The sequence below is a fragment of the Ramlibacter lithotrophicus genome, assembly GCF_012184415.1.
Taxonomy (GTDB): domain Bacteria; phylum Pseudomonadota; class Gammaproteobacteria; order Burkholderiales; family Burkholderiaceae_C; genus Ramlibacter; species Ramlibacter lithotrophicus.
The window spans coordinates 104,284-120,603 of sequence record NZ_VTOX01000012.1 but is presented as its reverse complement, the minus strand read 5'-3'; the positions used below and the strand labels follow the sequence as shown (position 1 = coordinate 120,603).

Sequence of the window (16,320 nt, the reverse complement as noted above, 5' to 3'; positions counted from 1 at the left end):
GTCAGGCCGCCCGCAGGTGCGCCGGGAGGCCGCCGCCCGCCGCGAGCCGCGCGCGGCGTTTGCGCATGTCGGTGAAGCGGACGACGGCCTGCACCAGATCGTCGTCGGTGGAGAGTTCGAGCACGTCGACGCCGGCGCGCACGAAGCCTTCGCGCAGTTCGGCCTCGCGCTGAGCCGCGATCCGCGCGAAGCGCTTGCGAAAGCCGGCGTCGTGGGTGTCCACCAGCACCTGCTCGCCGGTCTCGGCGTCGCGCATGGTGAGCAGCCCGAGGTCGGGCAGGTCCAGCTCGAGCGGATCGACCACCCGCACCGCGACGACCTCGTGCCGCCGCGCCAGCAGGGCCAGCGGGCGCTCCCAGCCGGGCTCGCTGATGAAGTCGGAGACCACGAACACCGTGGAGCGCCGCTTGACCAGGTTCGAGCCCGATTCCAGCAGGTCGCGCAGCCGGGTGACCCGGCCTTCGGGCGTCACCGGGCGGTGCTGCATGCTGTGCAACAGGTGCAGGACGTGGCGCCTGCCGCCGCGCGCGGGGATCACGGTGTCGACGCCGCTGCCGTACAGCATGGCGCCGACGCGGTTGCCGTGCCGCGTCAACATCCTGGCCAGCACCGTCACGAATTCGGCCGACACGTTGCGCTTGCGCTGCTCCCCCGAGCCGAAGTCGACCGAGGGGCTCAGGTCCAGCAGGAACCAGGCGGCCATCTCCCGGTCCTCGGTGAACACGCGGACGTGGGGAACCTGCAGGCGCGCCGTCACGTTCCAGTCGATGTGGCGCACGTCGTCGTGGTGCTGGTACTCCCGCAGGTCGGCCAGGTCCAGGCCCGAGCCGCGCAGCAGCGTGCGGTAGTCGCCTTGCAGCAGGCCGTCCAGGCGCCGGATGGCGGTCCACTCGAGGCGCCGCAGGACGTGCTCGGCCTCCCCAGGCGGCGTCGCGGCGCCTGTCGCCGCGCCCAAGTTCGCGGCGCCCCGCGCCGCGTTTCGTGTCGGCGAAGCGTTATGCAGCCAGCTTTTCATGTTCCAGCGGCTTCGGTGGGGCGGGAATCCTGGCCATGATCCGCGCCACCAGCGCGTCGGCGGACAGGCCCTCGGACAGCGCCTCGTACGACAGCACCAGCCGGTGCCGCAGCACGTCCGGCACGAGGTCGGCCATGTCCTCCGGCAGCGCGTAGGTGCGGCCGCGCAGCATGGCCAGCGCCCGCGCGCCTTCGGTCAGGTTGATCGTGGCCCGGGGGCTGGCGCCGAACGTGAGATAGCGGCCGAGGTCCTTGAGCCCGTGCTTGTCCGGCGTGCGCGTGGCCGACACCAGGCGCACGGCGTACTGCACCAGCGCCGGGTCCACGTAGACGCGGCGGCATTCGCGCTGCAGGGCCGCCAGCTGCTCGGTCGTGGCGACTGGGGAGACGTCGACCCTGGGGCCGGTCACCCGCTCCACGATCACGAACTCTTCCTCGTCGGTCGGATAGTCGACCAGCACCTTCATCATGAACCGGTCGACCTGCGCCTCGGGCAGCGGGTAGGTGCCCTCGGTTTCGATCGGGTTCTGGGTCGCCATCACGAGGAAGGGCTCGGGCACCTTGTGCGTCTCGCCGGCGATCGTCACCTGGCGCTCCTGCATCACCTCGAGCAGGGCGCTCTGCACCTTGGCCGGCGCGCGGTTGATCTCGTCGGCCAGCAGCAGGTTGGTGAACACCGGACCCAGCGCGGTGCTGAAGTCGCCGGTCTTCTGGTTGTAGATGCGGGTGCCGACCAGGTCGGAAGGCACCAGGTCGGGCGTGAACTGGATCCGCTTGAAACTGCCGCGCACGGTGTTGGCCAGCGTCTTGACGGTGAGCGTCTTGGCGAGTCCGGGCACGCCTTCGACCAGGAGGTGGCCCTGGGCCAGGATGGCCACCATGACGCGCTCCAGGAAGCGGTCCTGGCCGACGACGACCCGCTTGACCTCGTAGAGGATCTGCTCCATCAACTGGGCGGTGTCGGTGTCCTGGCGGGTGTTGGCTTCCATGGGTCTCCTTCCCTGGGGGCTGGGGCTGTGTCGGATTCGGGGCCGGCGGCCGCGCTCAGAACGGCGGCAGGCCGGCGGCCGCCGCGGCGTTCTCGATCGGCACGGCGAAGCCGATGCCGAGGAACGTGCGCGCGGGGGTCGGGTTGAGGATGGCGGTGACGATGCCCACCACCTCGCCGTCCATCGTCACGAGCGGCCCCCCGGAATTGCCCGGGTTGGCAGCCGCGTCGAACTGGATCAGGTTGGTCATCTCGTGCTTGCCCTCGGGCGAGCGGAAGGCCCGCTTCAGGCCGGACACGATCCCCGCGGACGCCGACGGGCCGATGCCGAACGGAAAGCCCACGGCCAGCACCCGGTCGCCGGGCCCGAGGTCGGCGGTGGAGCGCATCGTGGCCGCGATCATGTCGTCGGGGATCTTGCTGGCCTGCAGCACCGCGAGGTCGTTCTCCGGCTGCACGCCGCTGATCGACGCGTCGGCCTGCAGTCCGTCCGAGAACGTCACCGAGATCCGGTCGGCGCCCGAGACCACGTGCAGGTTGGTGAGGATCACGCCCTTGTCGATGATCACGACGCCGGTCCCCACACCGTGCTCGACCTCGTCCTCGCTCTTGGCGGGCGGCTCGACGGTGGCGGAGCCGAGCGGCTTGGGCTTGGCGGCGCCCGCGCCGCTTGCGCCGCCTTCCTTGTGGTCCTTCAGCCGGCTCTTGTTCACGTAACTCACCACGCGCACCACCGACGGGCGGATGTTGTCGTACGCACGCGCGTATTCGGACGGCATCACCTGCGTCTCGAGCGTCTTCATCACGGCCGCGTTGATGTCGTCCTGCGTCAGCTTGCGCTGGCCCGTGTGCAGCCCGAGCGTGAGGACGAATGCGAGGGCGCCCGCCAGCAGCAGGATCGCGGCCCACATCAGGGCCGGGCTGGTCACGGAGAAGTGCCGGCGGCGGACTGCCGCAGCCGGCGGCGCGGCGGCCGCCGCGGTGTCTTCAGGCGCGTGCCCGGCTGCTGCCGTGCCGGCGCTTGAACCGTCCTGCCCGGACCGTCCCGAGCGGCTTGAGCTGTAGAGGGAGGGCCTGCGCATCGTTCACCTGCCTGATTCACACTGTCGATCAACGGTATCACGCTTTGCGCGGCCCTGCACGGCTTGCGGCATCATGGTGCGATGACGGCGTGGATTGATACACATTGCCACCTGGACGCGCCCGAATTCGCGCCCGACCGTGACGCGGTGCGCGCGAGAGCGCGCGCTGCCGGCGTGGCGCACTGCGTGCTGCCGGCGGTGGACGTGGCGACGTTCGGTGCCGTGCGCGACCTTGCCGCCCGCCACGACGACAGTTATGCGCTGGGCATCCATCCGCTCCATGTCGACCGCGCCGATCCCGGGGACCTGGAGCGGCTCGACGAAGCCTTGCGGCAGTCCCGCGGCGATCCGCGCCTGGTCGCCGTCGGCGAGATCGGCCTCGACTTCTTCGGCGATGCACCGCAGCGCGAGCGCCAGGAGCAGTTCCTCGCACAACAGCTGCGGCTGGCCGCGCGCCATGGCCTGCCGGTGATCCTGCATGTGCGGCGCTCGGCCGACGCGCTGCTCAAGCACCTGCGCGTGGCCGGCGTCGGCGGCATCGCGCACGCGTTCAACGGCAGCCGCCAGCAGGCCGACGAATTCGTCAAGCTCGGTTTCCGCCTCGGCTTCGGCGGCACGATCAGCTACGAGCGGGCGCTGCAGGTCCGCCGGCTCGCCGCCGAACTGCCGCTGTCGGCCCTGGTGGTCGAAACCGATGCGCCGGACATCCCGCCGCAGTGGATCTATCGCACGGCCGCGCAGCGAGCCGCCGGCGCTGGCCAGGGCCGCAACGAGCCCGGCGAGCTGCCGCGCATCGGCGCGGTGCTCGCCGCGCTGCGCGGCATGCCCGAGCAGGACCTCGCGCAGGCGGCCCGTGCCAACGCAGCGGCAGCGTTGCCGAAGCTGGCGCCGCTGCTGGCGGAACGCGCCGGCGCGGGCTCCTCATCCGCCGGTGGCGATAATCACGGGCAGTGAACGCCCGACCCACCCCCGCCGGCCTGCCCGAAGTCAACTTCTCCGACCAGGGCGACGTGCGCTACCTGCACCTGGGAACCGAATGGGTGCAGGGTTCCATGCTGCTGGACCGGCCGTTCGACATCGAGCTCGAATACGTGCAGCGGATGATGGCCTGGCTGCTGTTCGTGGAGCCGGACTCCGTGGCGCGGCGGCATGCCATGCAGCTCGGGTTGGGCGCGGCCGCGCTCACCAAGTTCAGCTACAGGAAACTGAAGATGCGGACCACGGCGGTCGAGCTGAACCCGCAGGTCGTCGCGGCCTGCCGGCTCTGGTTCAAGTTGCCGGGGGATGACGCCCGCTTGACGGTCATCCTCGGCGACGCCGCCCAGGTGGTGGCCGACGAGGCGCGCCACGGCACCGTCGACGCGCTGCAGGTGGACCTCTACGACGAGGAGGCGGCGGCGCCCGTGCTCGACAGCGCCGACTTCTATGCCGATTGCCGGCGGCTGCTGACCGACGACGGCTGCATGACCGTGAACCTGTTCGGCCGCTCGTCGAGCTTCGAGCGAAGCCTCGAGACGATCGCGTCGGTGTTCGGGCGCGAGGCGACCTGGGCTTTTCGGCCCACGCGCGAGGGCAACACCATCGTGCTGGCGCTGCGCACCCCGGCGCGGCCCGAACGCGGCCTGCTGCCACAGCGCGCCGAAGCGATCCACTCGCGCTGGGGCCTGCCCGCGCGCAAGTGGCTGAAGGTCTTCAAGCCGGTGGATCCAGCATGAGTCCAGCCCCCAAGCCCCGCGCCGCCGAGCGCGGCGTTCCGCGCGAGGGACCGATCGACTGGCGCACGCTGGTCGAATGGCTCAGCCAGGACGGCGTCATCTCGCCCGACGAGGCGCGCCGCACGATCGCGCGCTGCTCCCAGGCGGAGAGCGTGCAGCACCCGCTGGTGCGGCTGGCGGCGGTGGCGATGGCGCGCGCGGTCGACGGCAAGCCGCTGGACATCGAGTCGCTGACCGAGTGGCTGGCGCGGCGCAGCGGCCTGGAATACCTGCGCATCGACCCGCTCAAGGTGGACGTGGCGAAAGTCGCGGACACCATGAGCGCCGCGTACGCCGAGCGCCATCGCGTGCTGCCGGTGCAGGTGACGGCCGGCGAGGTGGTGGTGGCGACCGCCGAGCCGTTTCTCACCGACTGGGTGGACGAGGTCGAGCGCCAGTCGCGGCGCAAGGTGCGCAGGGTGCTCGCCAGTCCGCAGGAGCTGCATCGCTTCACCGCCGAGTTCTTCGCGCTGGCGAAGTCGGTGCGGGCCGCGCAGCGCTCCGGCGGCAGCAGCGGCGCGGCGAGCTTCGAGCAACTGGTGGAGCTCGGGCGCAGCAACAAGCAGCTGGACGCCAACGACCAGGGCGTGGTGCAGGTGGTCGACTGGCTGTGGACCTATGCCTTCGACCAGCGCGCCAGCGACATCCACCTGGAGCCGCGCCGCGAGCAGGGCGTGATCCGGTTCCGCATCGACGGCGTGCTGCACCCGGTCTACCAGATGCCGATGGGCGTGTTGAACGCCATGATCGCCCGCATCAAGCTGCTGGGCCGCATGGACGTCGTCGAGAAGCGCCGGCCGCAGGACGGCCGCATCAAGACCCGAAGAGCCAGGGCCCCCACGCTGGCGGCCGAGGCCGCTGCGCTGCCCCCCGGGGGGGCTCAGCCGCCTTGGGGCGGCCCGGCGGCGGCTGCCGCGGGCGACGAAATCGAGATGCGGCTGTCGACGCTGCCGACGGCCTTCGGCGAGAAGATGGTGATGCGGATCTTCGACCCGGACACGGCCGTGAAGGACCTGGACGCGCTGGGCTTCTCGCAACACGACGCGCAGCGCTGGGAGTCGCTGGTCAAGCGCCCGTCGGGCATCGTGCTGGTCACGGGCCCGACCGGCTCCGGCAAGACGACCACCCTCTATTCCACGCTCAAGCGCCTGGCGACCGAGGAGGTGAACGTGAGCACCGTGGAGGACCCGATCGAGATGATCGAGCCGGCCTTCAACCAGACGCAGGTGCAGCCGCAGCTCGACTTCGGCTTCGCCGAGGGCCTGCGTTCGCTGATGCGGCAGGACCCGGACATCATCATGGTGGGCGAGATCCGCGACCTCGCGACCGCCGAAATGGCGATCCAGGCGGCCCTGACCGGCCACCTGGTGTTCACGACGCTGCACACCAACGACGCCCCGTCGGCCGTCACTCGCCTGCTGGAGCTGGGCGTGGCACCGTACCTGGTCAACGCCACCTTGCTCGGGGTGCTGGCGCAGCGCCTGGTGCGGACCTTGTGCCGCCAGTGCCGCAAGCCCGACGACGGCGCCTCCCGGGAGGCGCTCGATGCGATCGTCAAGCCCTGGAAGATCTCCGGCGGGTACCAGCCGTACCGCGCCGTCGGCTGCGTCGACTGCCGCATGACCGGCTTCCTCGGCCGCATGGGGCTGTACGAACTCCTCGCCGTCACGCAGGAGTTCAAGGAAAAAGTGAACCAGTCGCCGGACATCGACAGCCTGCGCCGCCAGGCGGTGGCCGACGGGATGCGGCCGCTGCGGCTCGCCGGTGCCCTGCGCGTCGCCGAAGGCCTCACCACCCTCGAGGAAGTGCTCACCGCGACGCCGCCGCTCGAGTGAGGCGGCCGTCCAGTCCCAGGGTAAACCCTTGGATGGCAAGCTCATCCGGATAGGTGGAATCCACATCCGGAGGCCCCTGGCCGAGCCAGACAATTCCTTCTTTCATTCTTGTCTCGAGGACTTCATGAGAATCAAGAGCCAGAAGGACTTCTGGTCCGGCCTCATGTTCATGGCGGTCGGAATCGCCTTCGCATGGGGAGCGACGAACTACACCATCGGCGAAGGCGCGCGCATGGGTCCCGGCTACTTCCCGCTGTTGCTCGGCATCCTGCTCACCGCGCTCGGCGGCTTCATCGTGTTCGAGGCCATGGTGGTCGAGACCGAGGACGGCGAGCCGATCGGCAAGTGGGCGTGGAAGCCGCTGGGCTTCATCATCGGCTCCAACATCCTGTTCGGGCTCCTGCTCGGCGGGCTGCCCCGGTTCGGCATTCCGGCGATGGGCCTCATCGTCGCGATCTACGGGCTCACGTTCATCGCCGCGATGGCGGGCGACGAATTCAAGTGGAAGGAAGTGATCATCCTGGCCACGGTGCTGGCGATCGGAAGCTACCTCGCGTTCATCGTGCTGCTGAACCTGCAGTTCCAGGTGTGGCCCACCTTCATCACCGGCTGAAGGAAAGAAGAAGATGGAACTGTTTTCCAACCTCGCGATCGGCTTCGGCACGGCCGTTTCGGCGATCAACCTGCTGTACTGCTTCATCGGGGTCGTGCTCGGCACGCTGATCGGCGTGCTGCCCGGCATCGGCCCCGTGGCCACCATCGCCATGCTGCTGCCGGCGACGTACGCGCTGCCCCCGGTCTCGGCGCTGATCATGCTGGCCGGCATTTACTACGGCTCGCAGTACGGCGGCTCGACCACCGCCATCCTGGTGAACCTGCCCGGCGAATCGGCGTCGGTCGTGACGGTGATCGACGGCTACCAGATGGCCAGGCAGGGGCGGGCCGGTCCCGCGCTGGCCGCGGCCGGCATCGGTTCGTTCTTCGCGGGCTGCGTCGGCACGCTGATCCTGGCGTCCTTCGCCGTGCCGCTGACCGAAGTCGCCTTCAAGTTCGGTCCGGCCGAATACTTCTCGCTGATGATCCTGGGCCTGATCGGCGCCGTGGTGCTGGCTTCCGGCTCGCTGATCAAGGCCGTGGCCATGATCGTGCTGGGCCTGCTGATGGGCCTGATCGGCACCGACGTGAACTCCGGTGTCGCGCGCTACTCGTTCGACATCCCGGAACTCACCGACGGCATCGGCTTCATCGTGATCGCCATGGGCGTGTTCGGCTACGGCGAAATCATCAGCAACCTGTCCAAGCCCGCGGAGCACCGCGAGGTGTTCACCGGCAAGGTGAAGGGCCTGTTTCCCACGAGGGACGACTTCAAGCGCATGGCGCCCGCGATCCTGCGCGGCACGGCGCTCGGTTCCATGCTGGGCATCCTGCCGGGCGGAGGCGCGCTGCTGTCGGCGTTCGCGGCCTACACGATCGAAAAGAAGACCAAGCTGCACCCGGGCGAGGTCCCGTTCGGCAAGGGCAACATCCGCGGCGTCGCGGCGCCGGAGTCGGCCAACAACGCCGGCTCGCAGACCTCGTTCATCCCGCTGCTGACGCTGGGCATTCCGCCCAACGCCGTGATGGCGCTGATGGTCGGCGCCATGACCATCCACAACATCCAGCCGGGCCCGCAGGTGATGACCAGCAACCCGCAGCTGTTCTGGGGCCTGGTCGTGTCGATGTGGATCGGCAACGCCATGCTGGTGATCCTGAACCTGCCCCTCATCGGCATCTGGATCAAGCTGCTGACGGTGCCGTACCGCTGGCTGTTCCCGGCCATCGTGCTGTTCTGCGCCATCGGCGTGTACTCCACGAACAACAACACCTGGGACATCTGGATGGTCGCCATCTTCGGCGTCGTCGGCTACCTGTTCATCAAGCTGGGGGCCGAACCGGCGCCGCTGCTCCTGGGCTTCATCCTGGGACCGATGATGGAAGAGAACCTGCGCCGTGCGCTGCTGCTCTCGCGCGGCGACTGGAGCGTGTTCGTCACGCGCCCGCTGTCTGCCAGCCTGCTGGCCGCGGCCTTGCTGCTGGTGGTGGTGGTCGCCTTGCCGTCGATCCGCTCCAAGCGCGCGGAAGCCTTCGTCGAGGACTGACCTCGCCGTCCGGCCAGCGAAAGACGGCGCCCTTGCGGGCGCCGTTTTCGCTGGTGCGGACGCCGGCGTGCGGCGAGCGACAATAAAGGCAGGGGGAGCATCGTGACGAGGACGCATCCGCAGCGCGTGGCGCTGCACAACGAGATCCATGCCCGGCCGCCCGAAGCGATGGGCGCGCCGCTGGCCATCTCGCACATGGTCATGTTGACCACCGCCGCCGAGCGCGACGCAAGCCGTGGCCACCTGGCCGCGTTGCTGCGCGAGCACCACCTGCCGCTGCCTGGCGGCGACGCCAACCACCTGCGCATGGACTTCGGGGCGTTCCGCCTGCGCTGGGAACTGCACACCGAGTTCGTGACCTGGACCTTCTCGCGGCCGGTCGACGTTGCGGCACTGCGCGGCAACGAGCCGCCCGTCGGTCGCGACGCGGTCCCTCGCCAGTGGCTGGACAGCCTGCCGGGCGAGTGCCTGGCCGCCATGCACCTGTGGGTGCTGGCGGGCGACGGGGCGCCGGCGGCCGTGGCGCCGCTGCTGCGCGAGGACACCCTGGTCGGCTCGCGCGTGGCGGACGGCCAGGCGCGGGTGTACACAGACTTCGCGCTGCACGCCGACGGCTTCTCCCGCACGGTGCTGCTGGCCGGCGGCGACCCGGCGGACGCCGAAGCGGGGATGTCGCCGCGCCGGCTCGGCCGGCTGGTGCAGCGCCTGCTGGAAATCGACACCTACCGCATGGCCGCGATGCTCGGCCTGCCGGCGGCGCGCGAGACCGGGGCGACGCTCGCGGCGGCGGAGCAGGAACTCGCGGCGCTGGCCAGCGCGATTCGCGGCGCCGGGCGGGAGGACGAGCCGCAGCTGCTGGACCGGCTGACCAAGCTGGCGGGGGAGATCGAGAGCCAGTACGCCGGCTCGCACGCGCGCTTCTCGGCGAGCACCGCCTACTTCGAGCTGGTGGACCGGCGGCTCGCCGACATCCGCGAGGCGCGCCTGCCGGGCCTGCAGACCATCGGCGAGTTCATCGACCGGCGCCTGTCGCCGGCGCGCGCCACCTGCGAGTGGACCACGCGGCGCCAGGATGCGCTGTCGCAGCGCGTCTCGCGCATCAGCAGCCTGCTGCGCACCCGGGTGGAAATCGAGCAGCAGCAAAGCACGCAGGACCTGCTGGGCGCGATGAACCGGCGCCAGCAGCTGCAGTTGCGGCTGCAGGCCACCGTGGAAGGGCTCTCGGTCGCCGCCATCACCTATTACATCGTCGGGCTGGTGAGCTACCTGGCCAAGGGCGCCCAGGCAGTGGGTTGGCCGTTCGCCGCCGAGAGCACGGCGGCAGCGGCGATCCCGGTGGTGGCATTGGCCGTCTGGTGGTCGCTGCGGCGCCTGCATTCCAAGGTGTTCGCGGCTTGAAGCATCGTGACCAGGGGCTGGCGGCCGGCCTCGCCCTGGCCTTCTTCGGCGCCATCGCCTTCAGCGGCAAGGCCATCATCGTCAAGCTGGCGTACCGCCATGGGGTCGACGCCGTGACGCTGCTGATGCTGCGCATGCTGTTCGCGCTGCCGCTGTTCGTCCTGATGGCGTGGTGGGCGAGCCGCGGCCAGGCGCCGCTCACGCGCCGCGACTGGCTGGGCGTTGCCGGGCTGGGCTTCAGCGGCTATTACCTCTCGAGCTTCCTCGACTTCGCCGGCCTGCAGTACGTGACCGCGTCGCTCGAGCGGCTGATCCTGTACCTGAACCCGACGATGGTGATGCTGCTCGGCTGGCTCCTGTATCGCCGGAAGATCCGGGCCATGCACGCCGTGGGCATGGCCGTGAGCTACTGCGGCGTGCTCCTGGTGCTGGGGCGCGAACTGAGCTTCGAGGGCCGCCAGGTCGCGTGGGGCGCCTTCCTGGTCTTTGCGAGCACGATCACGTATGCCCTCTATCTGGTCTACAGCGGCCAGCTGGTGCAGCGGCTCGGGTCGCTGCGGCTGGTGGGACTGGCGACGACCGTAGCCTGCGTGTGCTGCGTCGTCCAGTTCCTCGTGCTGCGCCCGATCGACACCGCCTTGACGGTGGCGCCGGCGGTGGTCTGGCTGTCGGTGCTCAATGCGGTGCTCTGCACGGCGCTGCCGGTGCTGATGGTGATGATGGCGATCGAGCGCATCGGTCCGGCCCTGGCGGCGCAGACAGGCATGGTCGGCCCGGTATCCACCATCATCATGGGCGCGCTGATCCTCGACGAGCCGTTCACCGGCTGGATCGCCGCCGGCACGGCGCTGGTGATCGCCGGCATCTACGTCTTCAGCCGCGCCGGCCGGGCGTGAGGGGCTGGGAGCCTGGGCTCCTGGGGGCACAATGCGGCCACGAACAACCACAGCGAAGGAAGACATCACATGGATTTCGGAATTGCCGGCAAGTGGGCCCTCGTGTGCGGGGCCAGCAAGGGCCTGGGCTTCGGCTGCGCGCAGGCGCTGGTGCGCGAAGGCGTGAACGTGGTGCTGGTGGCGCGCGGGGCCGAGGCACTGCAGGCGGCCGTGGCGCGCCTCCAGGCCGATCCCGCTCGCCCCGCCAGTGCGGCGGTGCAGTCGGTGGCCGCCGACATCACGACCGCCGAGGGCCGGGCGCAGGTGTTCGCGCTGCGCAAGGACTGGGACATCGTCGTCACCAATGCCGGCGGTCCCCCGCCCGGCGACTTCCGCAGCTGGGACCGCGAGGCCTGGATCAAGGCCGTCGACGCCAACATGCTGACGCCAATCGAACTGATCAAGGCGACCGTGGACGGCATGGCCGCCCGCGGCTTCGGCCGGATCGTGAACATCACGTCCAGCGCGGTGAAGGCGCCGATCGACATCCTGGGGCTGTCGAACGGCGCGCGCAGCGGCCTGACCGGCTTCGTGGCCGGCGTCGCGCGCACCAGCAAGCTGGCAGGCGCCAACGTCACGATCAACAACCTGCTGCCCGGCGCGTTCGACACGGACCGCCTGAACGCCACGATGAAGGGCGCCGCGGAGAAGGCCGGCAAGTCGATCGACGAGATCAAGGACGCGCGCAAGAAGACCATCCCGTCGCAGCGGTTCGGCAACCCGGACGAGTTCGGGGCGACCTGCGCGTTCCTGTGCAGCCAGCACGCGAGCTACATCACGGGCCAGAACGTGCTGATCGACGGCGGGTCGTATCCGGGGACGTACTGAGAACGCGGCGGCGGGAGCGGGAGCGGACAGCCGTTCGCTGTTCAGCGGCGTGAAGAAGCCACGATCCCGCCCACGATCAGCACGAAGCCGATCGCGTGGTACGGGTGCGGCCACTCGCCCAGGAAGGCCGCCGACATCAGCGCGGCGAACAGCGGCGTGAGGTTGGCGAAGAATCCCGCCAGATTCGGCCCCACCCGCTGCACGCCCAGCCCCCAGCAGCGATAGGCGAGGATCGCCGGGCCCACGGCGACGAAGGCGAGGGCGGCGACCAGGGGCCAGCCCCACTGGATCGGCGCCGCGCCGACCGCCCACTCGCCGGCCGCGAACAGCCCTGACCAGCCCAGCCCGAACACCATCTGCGCCAGCAGGAACGCCGCCCAGTTCGCGCGGATCTCGGGCGGATCGCCGGGGCGCGTCAGGAGCCAGCTGTAACAGGCCCAGGCCGCCGTGGCCAGCAACATGTAGACGTCGCCGGGCACCAGCCGCACCTGCAGCAGCACGTCCCAGTCGCCGCGGGAGAGCACGACCAGGACGCCGGCGATCGACAGCACGGCGCCCAGGTACTGGCGCGGCACCGGCTTGTGGCCGAAGAAGAGGGCGCCGATCGCGAGCATGAACACCGGCGAGCTGGCCGCCACCAGCGTGACGTTCAGCGGCGTCGAGGTCTTGAGCGCGAGGTACTGCAGGGCGTTGTAGCAGCCCACTCCCAGCAGCCCCAGCATCGCGAACCGGCGCGCATGCGGCCACAGGGGGCTGTCCGGGCGCAGCACCCAGGCCGCCAGCGGCAGCAGCAGCGCGGCCGCGAGCACCCAGCGCAGGAAGTTGAGCGTCACCGGCGGCACCAGCCCCTGCAGCAGGCGCCCGACGACGGCGTTGCCGGCCCACAGCAGGGGCGGGATCGTGAGGAGGAAGGCGGTGGCGGGTGTGAGGCGCTGGTTCATGGCGAACCCGGGACTGTATCGCGCCCCGTGCCGGCGCCCGCGGCGGCCGGCGGAATTTCGTGGCAGGATGCGGCACGCATCCACAGCAGCAACGAGGAGATCGCAATGAGCAGAGCCATCCAGATCGCGAAGAACGGCGGGCCCGAAGAACTGCAGCTGGTCGACGTCAGCGTCGGCGAGCCCGGTCCGGGCGAGATCCGCATCCGCCACAAGGCCGTCGGCCTGAACTTCATCGACGTCTACCACCGCACCGGCCTCTACCCGTTGCCGATGCCGGCGCGCATCGGCATGGAAGCGTCGGGCGTGGTCGAAGCCGTGGGACCGGGGGTCACGCACCTGAAGGCGGGCGACCGCGCCGCTTATGCCAGCCAGCCCCCGGGCAGTTATTGCGACCTGCGGGTCATGCCGGCCAAGACCGTGTGCAAGTTGCCCGACGCGATCGACTTCGAGACCGGCGCGGCCATGATGCTCAAGGGGCTCACGGCGCAATACCTGCTGAAGAAGACCCAGCCCCAGGGCGGACTCAAGGAAGGCGACTTCGTGCTGTTCCACGCCGCCGCCGGCGGCGTCGGCCTGATCGCCTGCCAGTGGGCCAAGGCGATGGGACTGCAGCTGATCGGCACCGCCGGCTCCGACGCGAAGTGCGCCCTGGCGAAAGACAACGGCGCCGCGCACGTCGTCAACTACGCGAAGGAAGACTTCCTCGCGCGGGTCAAGGAGATCACCGGCGGCAAGGGCGTGAAGGTGGTCTACGACTCGGTCGGCAAGGACACCTGGGACAAGTCGCTCGACTGCCTGCAGCCGTTCGGCCTGATGGCGACGTTCGGCAACTCCTCGGGGCCGGTGCCGCCGTTCGCCCCCGGCATCCTCGGCGTGAAGGGCTCGCTGTACGTGACCCGTGCCACCTTGTTCAGCCACATCGCCACGCGCGAGAGCACGCAGGCGATGGCCGACGACCTCTTCGAGGCCGTGACGAGCGGGAAGGTGAAGATCCACATCGAGCAGCGCTACCCCCTGGAGCAGGTGCAGCAGGCGCACCGCGACCTGGAGGCTCGCAAGACCACTGGCTCGACGGTGCTGACACTGTAAGACCGCCCGGCGGGGCGCACGGCCAACGATCAGCCGGTGCGCGCCGACACGGCGCTTCACGCGGGGTCCCCAACGATGAGCGGGGGCTCCTACACGACCATGGCCTTGCTGCTTGCAGCCTGCACAAGCACGGTTCTTTACAGTGGCTTCACAGAAGGGGACCTTCGCGCCGCAGCGCGGAGCGGGTCTTCGCCGTGGAGAAATACTATGAAGTTCCGTGCCTACATCGTCGAGGACAGTCCGACGATCCGGGAAAACCTCATCGAAACGCTGCAGGAACTGGCCCTGGTGGACGCCGTCGGCGTGGCCGAGACCGAATACGAGGGCAAGCGCTGGCTGGCCCACAACGACGACTACTGGGACCTGGCCATCGTCGACCTGTTCCTCAAGGAAGGTAGCGGGCTCAACATCCTGGAGTCGTGCCGCCGTCGCCGGCCCGACCAGAAGATGATCGTGCTCAGCAACCACGCGACGGACGACGTGCGGTGGCGCTGCGCCCAGCTCGGCGCCGACGCGGTGTTCGACAAGTCCACCGAAATCGAAGCCCTGGTGGACTACTGCCTCAAGGCTCGCGAGGAGGTCAGTCATTGACCTGCCGGCGCGGCGCGTGTCGGTTCAGGGGCTGTCGGCGAGCTGGGCCTGGCGCAGCCGGTTCGGCGCGAGCGCGCCGGCCGAGTCCAGGATCGGGTAGGCGATCGAGCAGATGTGCGAGTTGATCCGCTTCAGGTCGCTGATCAGGTCCAGGTGCAGCGAGCTGGTCTCGATGCTCTGCATCGTGTTGCCGGTGAGCCGGTTCAGGTGGGTCGAGGCGTAGGCCCGCTCGAGGTCGCGAAAGCGGGCCTTCTCCTCCAGCAGTTTCTGCGCATCGCGCACCGTGCCGTTCAGGAACACGCTCATGCCCAGCCGCAGGTTGTCGATCAGCCGCGCGTGCAGCTCGCAGATCTCCGCCATGCCGGCGTCGGAGAAGCTGCGGCCCTTGCGGATCTTCTTGTCCTCGATGTCGATCAGGATGCGCTCGATGATGTCGCCGATCTGCTCCATGTTGATCGTGAAGCTGATGATGTCGGTCCAGCGCCGGCTTTCCTCCTCGCCCAGCGCCTCGCGCGAGATCTTGGTCAGGTAGTACTTGATCGCCGAATACAGCTCGTCGACGTGGTCGTCGAGCTTGCGCAGCTCCTCGGCCAGCCGCAGGTCGTTGTTGCGGATCACCGGGAGCATGCCGCGCAACATGGTCTCCACCACGTCGGCCTGGTGCAGTGCCTCGCGCGCCGCGCAGGAGATGGCCAGCGAGGGGGTGTCCAGCGCGGAAGGATCGAGGTGGTGCGGCCGGCCGGCCACCATCGTCTTGTCCGGCTTGGGCAGCCACAGGGTCACCCACCGGGCCACCACCTGCGTGAAGCCGATGAACAGGATCGCCACCAGCACGTTGAAGCTCAGGTGGAACAGCACCACCACCGTGCTCGCCTCGTGCACGTAGGGCCGCACCTCGCGCAGCCAGAGGCCGACGAAGGGCGCCGCGACCAGCACGCCGATGGCCTTGAACACGAAGTTGCCGAGCGGCACCTGCCGTACCTCGATGGCCGACTTCGCGGTGGTCAGCACCGCCAGCAGGCCGCTGCCGAGGTTGGCGCCCAGCACCAGTCCCAGCGCCGGCTCCAGCGGCACCAGTCCCGACGCCGCCATGGTGGCCACCAGCAGCACGATGGCCAGGCTGGAATAGGCCAGCAGCGAGATGAAGGCGCCGACCGTGATCTCCAGCAACAGGTCGCTGGTGACCGACCCGAGCAGCGCCTTCACGGCCGGCGATTTCGTCATGATCGCCGTCGAATCGCCGACCAGCCGCAGCGCCAGCAGCATCAGGCCGATGCCGATCAGGATGCGGCCGAAGCGGCCGACGGCGTCGGCCTGGCGCGAGAGGTACAGCACCACGCCGACGAAGATGAACAGCGGCGACAGCCAGGACAGGTCGAAGGAGAAGACGACCGCCATCAGGCTGGTGCCCACGTCGGCGCCGAGCATCACCGCCAGCGCGAGGGGCAGCGTGATCAGGCCCTGGCCGACGAACGCGGACACGATGAGGGCGGTGGCGGTGCTGGACTGGACGAGTGCCGTGACGCCGAGCCCCGCCACCGTGGCGGTCCAGCGGTTGCCCACGCTCTGGGCGATGACGGATCGCAGGTTGGCGCCGAACACCCGCAGGATGCCGGTTCGAACGAGATGCGTCCCCCACACCAGCAGCGCGATCGCCGCCAGCAGATTCAACAGATGCTTCATGCTTCAGGTTTCACTATACGCTTTGGTGCGGCGCAACATGCGTG

At 69.5% G+C, this 16,320-nt stretch carries 15 protein-coding genes; 10 read left to right on the top strand and 5 right to left on the bottom strand.

Features of this window, described 5'->3' with window-relative positions; all coding sequences use genetic code 11:
- Window position 1 precedes the first annotated feature (1 nt).
- From RAMLITH_RS23705 to RAMLITH_RS23695, 3 genes are read right to left on the bottom strand one after another with little or no spacing between them, the layout of a single operon-like run.
- The gene (locus tag RAMLITH_RS23705; protein ID WP_168109940.1) at window positions 2-1,015 is read right to left on the bottom strand and encodes a DUF58 domain-containing protein; all 1,014 of its coding nucleotides are present in this window, start codon (window positions 1,013-1,015) and stop codon (window positions 2-4) included.
- Window positions 996-2,003, bottom strand: coding sequence for an AAA family ATPase (locus RAMLITH_RS23700; RefSeq protein ID WP_168109939.1), 1,008 nt, complete (start codon window positions 2,001-2,003; stop codon window positions 996-998). The genes RAMLITH_RS23705 and RAMLITH_RS23700 overlap by 20 nt, the downstream gene beginning before the upstream one ends.
- A gap of 55 nt (window positions 2,004-2,058) precedes the next feature.
- The gene (locus RAMLITH_RS23695; RefSeq protein WP_168109938.1) at window positions 2,059-3,084 is read right to left on the bottom strand and encodes a S1C family serine protease; all 1,026 of its coding nucleotides are present in this window, start codon (window positions 3,082-3,084) and stop codon (window positions 2,059-2,061) included.
- Between the two features lie 81 nt (window positions 3,085-3,165).
- Between RAMLITH_RS23695 and RAMLITH_RS23690 the strand changes: the two genes are divergently transcribed.
- From RAMLITH_RS23690 to RAMLITH_RS23655, 8 genes are all read left to right on the top strand, one after another.
- Entirely contained in the window at window positions 3,166-4,038 is an 873-nt protein-coding gene (locus tag RAMLITH_RS23690; RefSeq protein ID WP_168109937.1) for a TatD family hydrolase, read from the top strand.
- A complete protein-coding gene (locus RAMLITH_RS23685; RefSeq protein ID WP_337786201.1) occupies window positions 4,035-4,799 on the top strand; it encodes a spermine/spermidine synthase domain-containing protein in 765 nt (254 codons plus the stop codon). Before RAMLITH_RS23690 ends, RAMLITH_RS23685 begins: the two co-directional genes overlap by 4 nt.
- Window positions 4,796-6,673 carry a GspE/PulE family protein gene (locus RAMLITH_RS23680; RefSeq protein WP_168109936.1) on the top strand — a complete coding sequence of 626 codons (1,878 nt, stop codon included), beginning with the start codon at window positions 4,796-4,798 and terminating at the stop codon, window positions 6,671-6,673. Before RAMLITH_RS23685 ends, RAMLITH_RS23680 begins: the two co-directional genes overlap by 4 nt.
- Window positions 6,674-6,797: 124 nt before the next feature.
- Window positions 6,798-7,286, top strand: a complete 489-nt coding sequence (locus tag RAMLITH_RS23675) for a tripartite tricarboxylate transporter TctB family protein (protein ID WP_168109935.1) — start codon at window positions 6,798-6,800, stop codon at window positions 7,284-7,286.
- 13 nt (window positions 7,287-7,299) lie between these two features.
- On the top strand, window positions 7,300-8,811 hold the full coding sequence (locus RAMLITH_RS23670) for a tripartite tricarboxylate transporter permease (protein WP_168109934.1): 1,512 nt from the start codon (window positions 7,300-7,302) through the stop codon (window positions 8,809-8,811).
- Between the two features lie 168 nt (window positions 8,812-8,979).
- The gene (locus RAMLITH_RS23665) at window positions 8,980-10,209 is read left to right on the top strand and encodes a DUF3422 family protein (RefSeq protein ID WP_238344368.1); all 1,230 of its coding nucleotides are present in this window, start codon (window positions 8,980-8,982) and stop codon (window positions 10,207-10,209) included.
- Window positions 10,206-11,105 carry a DMT family transporter gene (locus RAMLITH_RS23660; protein WP_238344358.1) on the top strand — a complete coding sequence of 300 codons (900 nt, stop codon included), beginning with the start codon at window positions 10,206-10,208 and terminating at the stop codon, window positions 11,103-11,105. Before RAMLITH_RS23665 ends, RAMLITH_RS23660 begins: the two co-directional genes overlap by 4 nt.
- A 69-nt stretch (window positions 11,106-11,174) precedes the next feature.
- Entirely contained in the window at window positions 11,175-11,972 is a 798-nt protein-coding gene (locus RAMLITH_RS23655; RefSeq protein WP_168109932.1) for an SDR family oxidoreductase, read from the top strand.
- A 41-nt stretch (window positions 11,973-12,013) separates the two neighbouring features.
- Here the strand turns inward: RAMLITH_RS23655 and RAMLITH_RS23650 are convergent, their stop codons facing one another.
- Entirely contained in the window at window positions 12,014-12,913 is a 900-nt protein-coding gene (locus RAMLITH_RS23650; protein WP_168109931.1) for a DMT family transporter, read from the bottom strand.
- 105 nt (window positions 12,914-13,018) lie between these two features.
- On the opposite strand from RAMLITH_RS23650, the gene RAMLITH_RS23645 reads away from it, so the two are divergent.
- Together RAMLITH_RS23645 and RAMLITH_RS23640 are read left to right on the top strand one after the other, a co-directional pair.
- A complete protein-coding gene (locus RAMLITH_RS23645) occupies window positions 13,019-14,002 on the top strand; it encodes a quinone oxidoreductase family protein (RefSeq protein ID WP_168109930.1) in 984 nt (327 codons plus the stop codon).
- Between the two features lie 207 nt (window positions 14,003-14,209).
- The gene (locus tag RAMLITH_RS23640; RefSeq protein WP_168109929.1) at window positions 14,210-14,593 is read left to right on the top strand and encodes a response regulator; all 384 of its coding nucleotides are present in this window, start codon (window positions 14,210-14,212) and stop codon (window positions 14,591-14,593) included.
- Between the two features lie 24 nt (window positions 14,594-14,617).
- Here the strand turns inward: RAMLITH_RS23640 and RAMLITH_RS23635 are convergent, their stop codons facing one another.
- Window positions 14,618-16,276: a Na/Pi cotransporter family protein gene (locus RAMLITH_RS23635; RefSeq protein ID WP_168109928.1), complete on the bottom strand. Its 1,659-nt coding sequence runs from the start codon at window positions 16,274-16,276 to the stop codon at window positions 14,618-14,620.
- Between the last annotated feature and the right edge of the window lie 44 nt (window positions 16,277-16,320).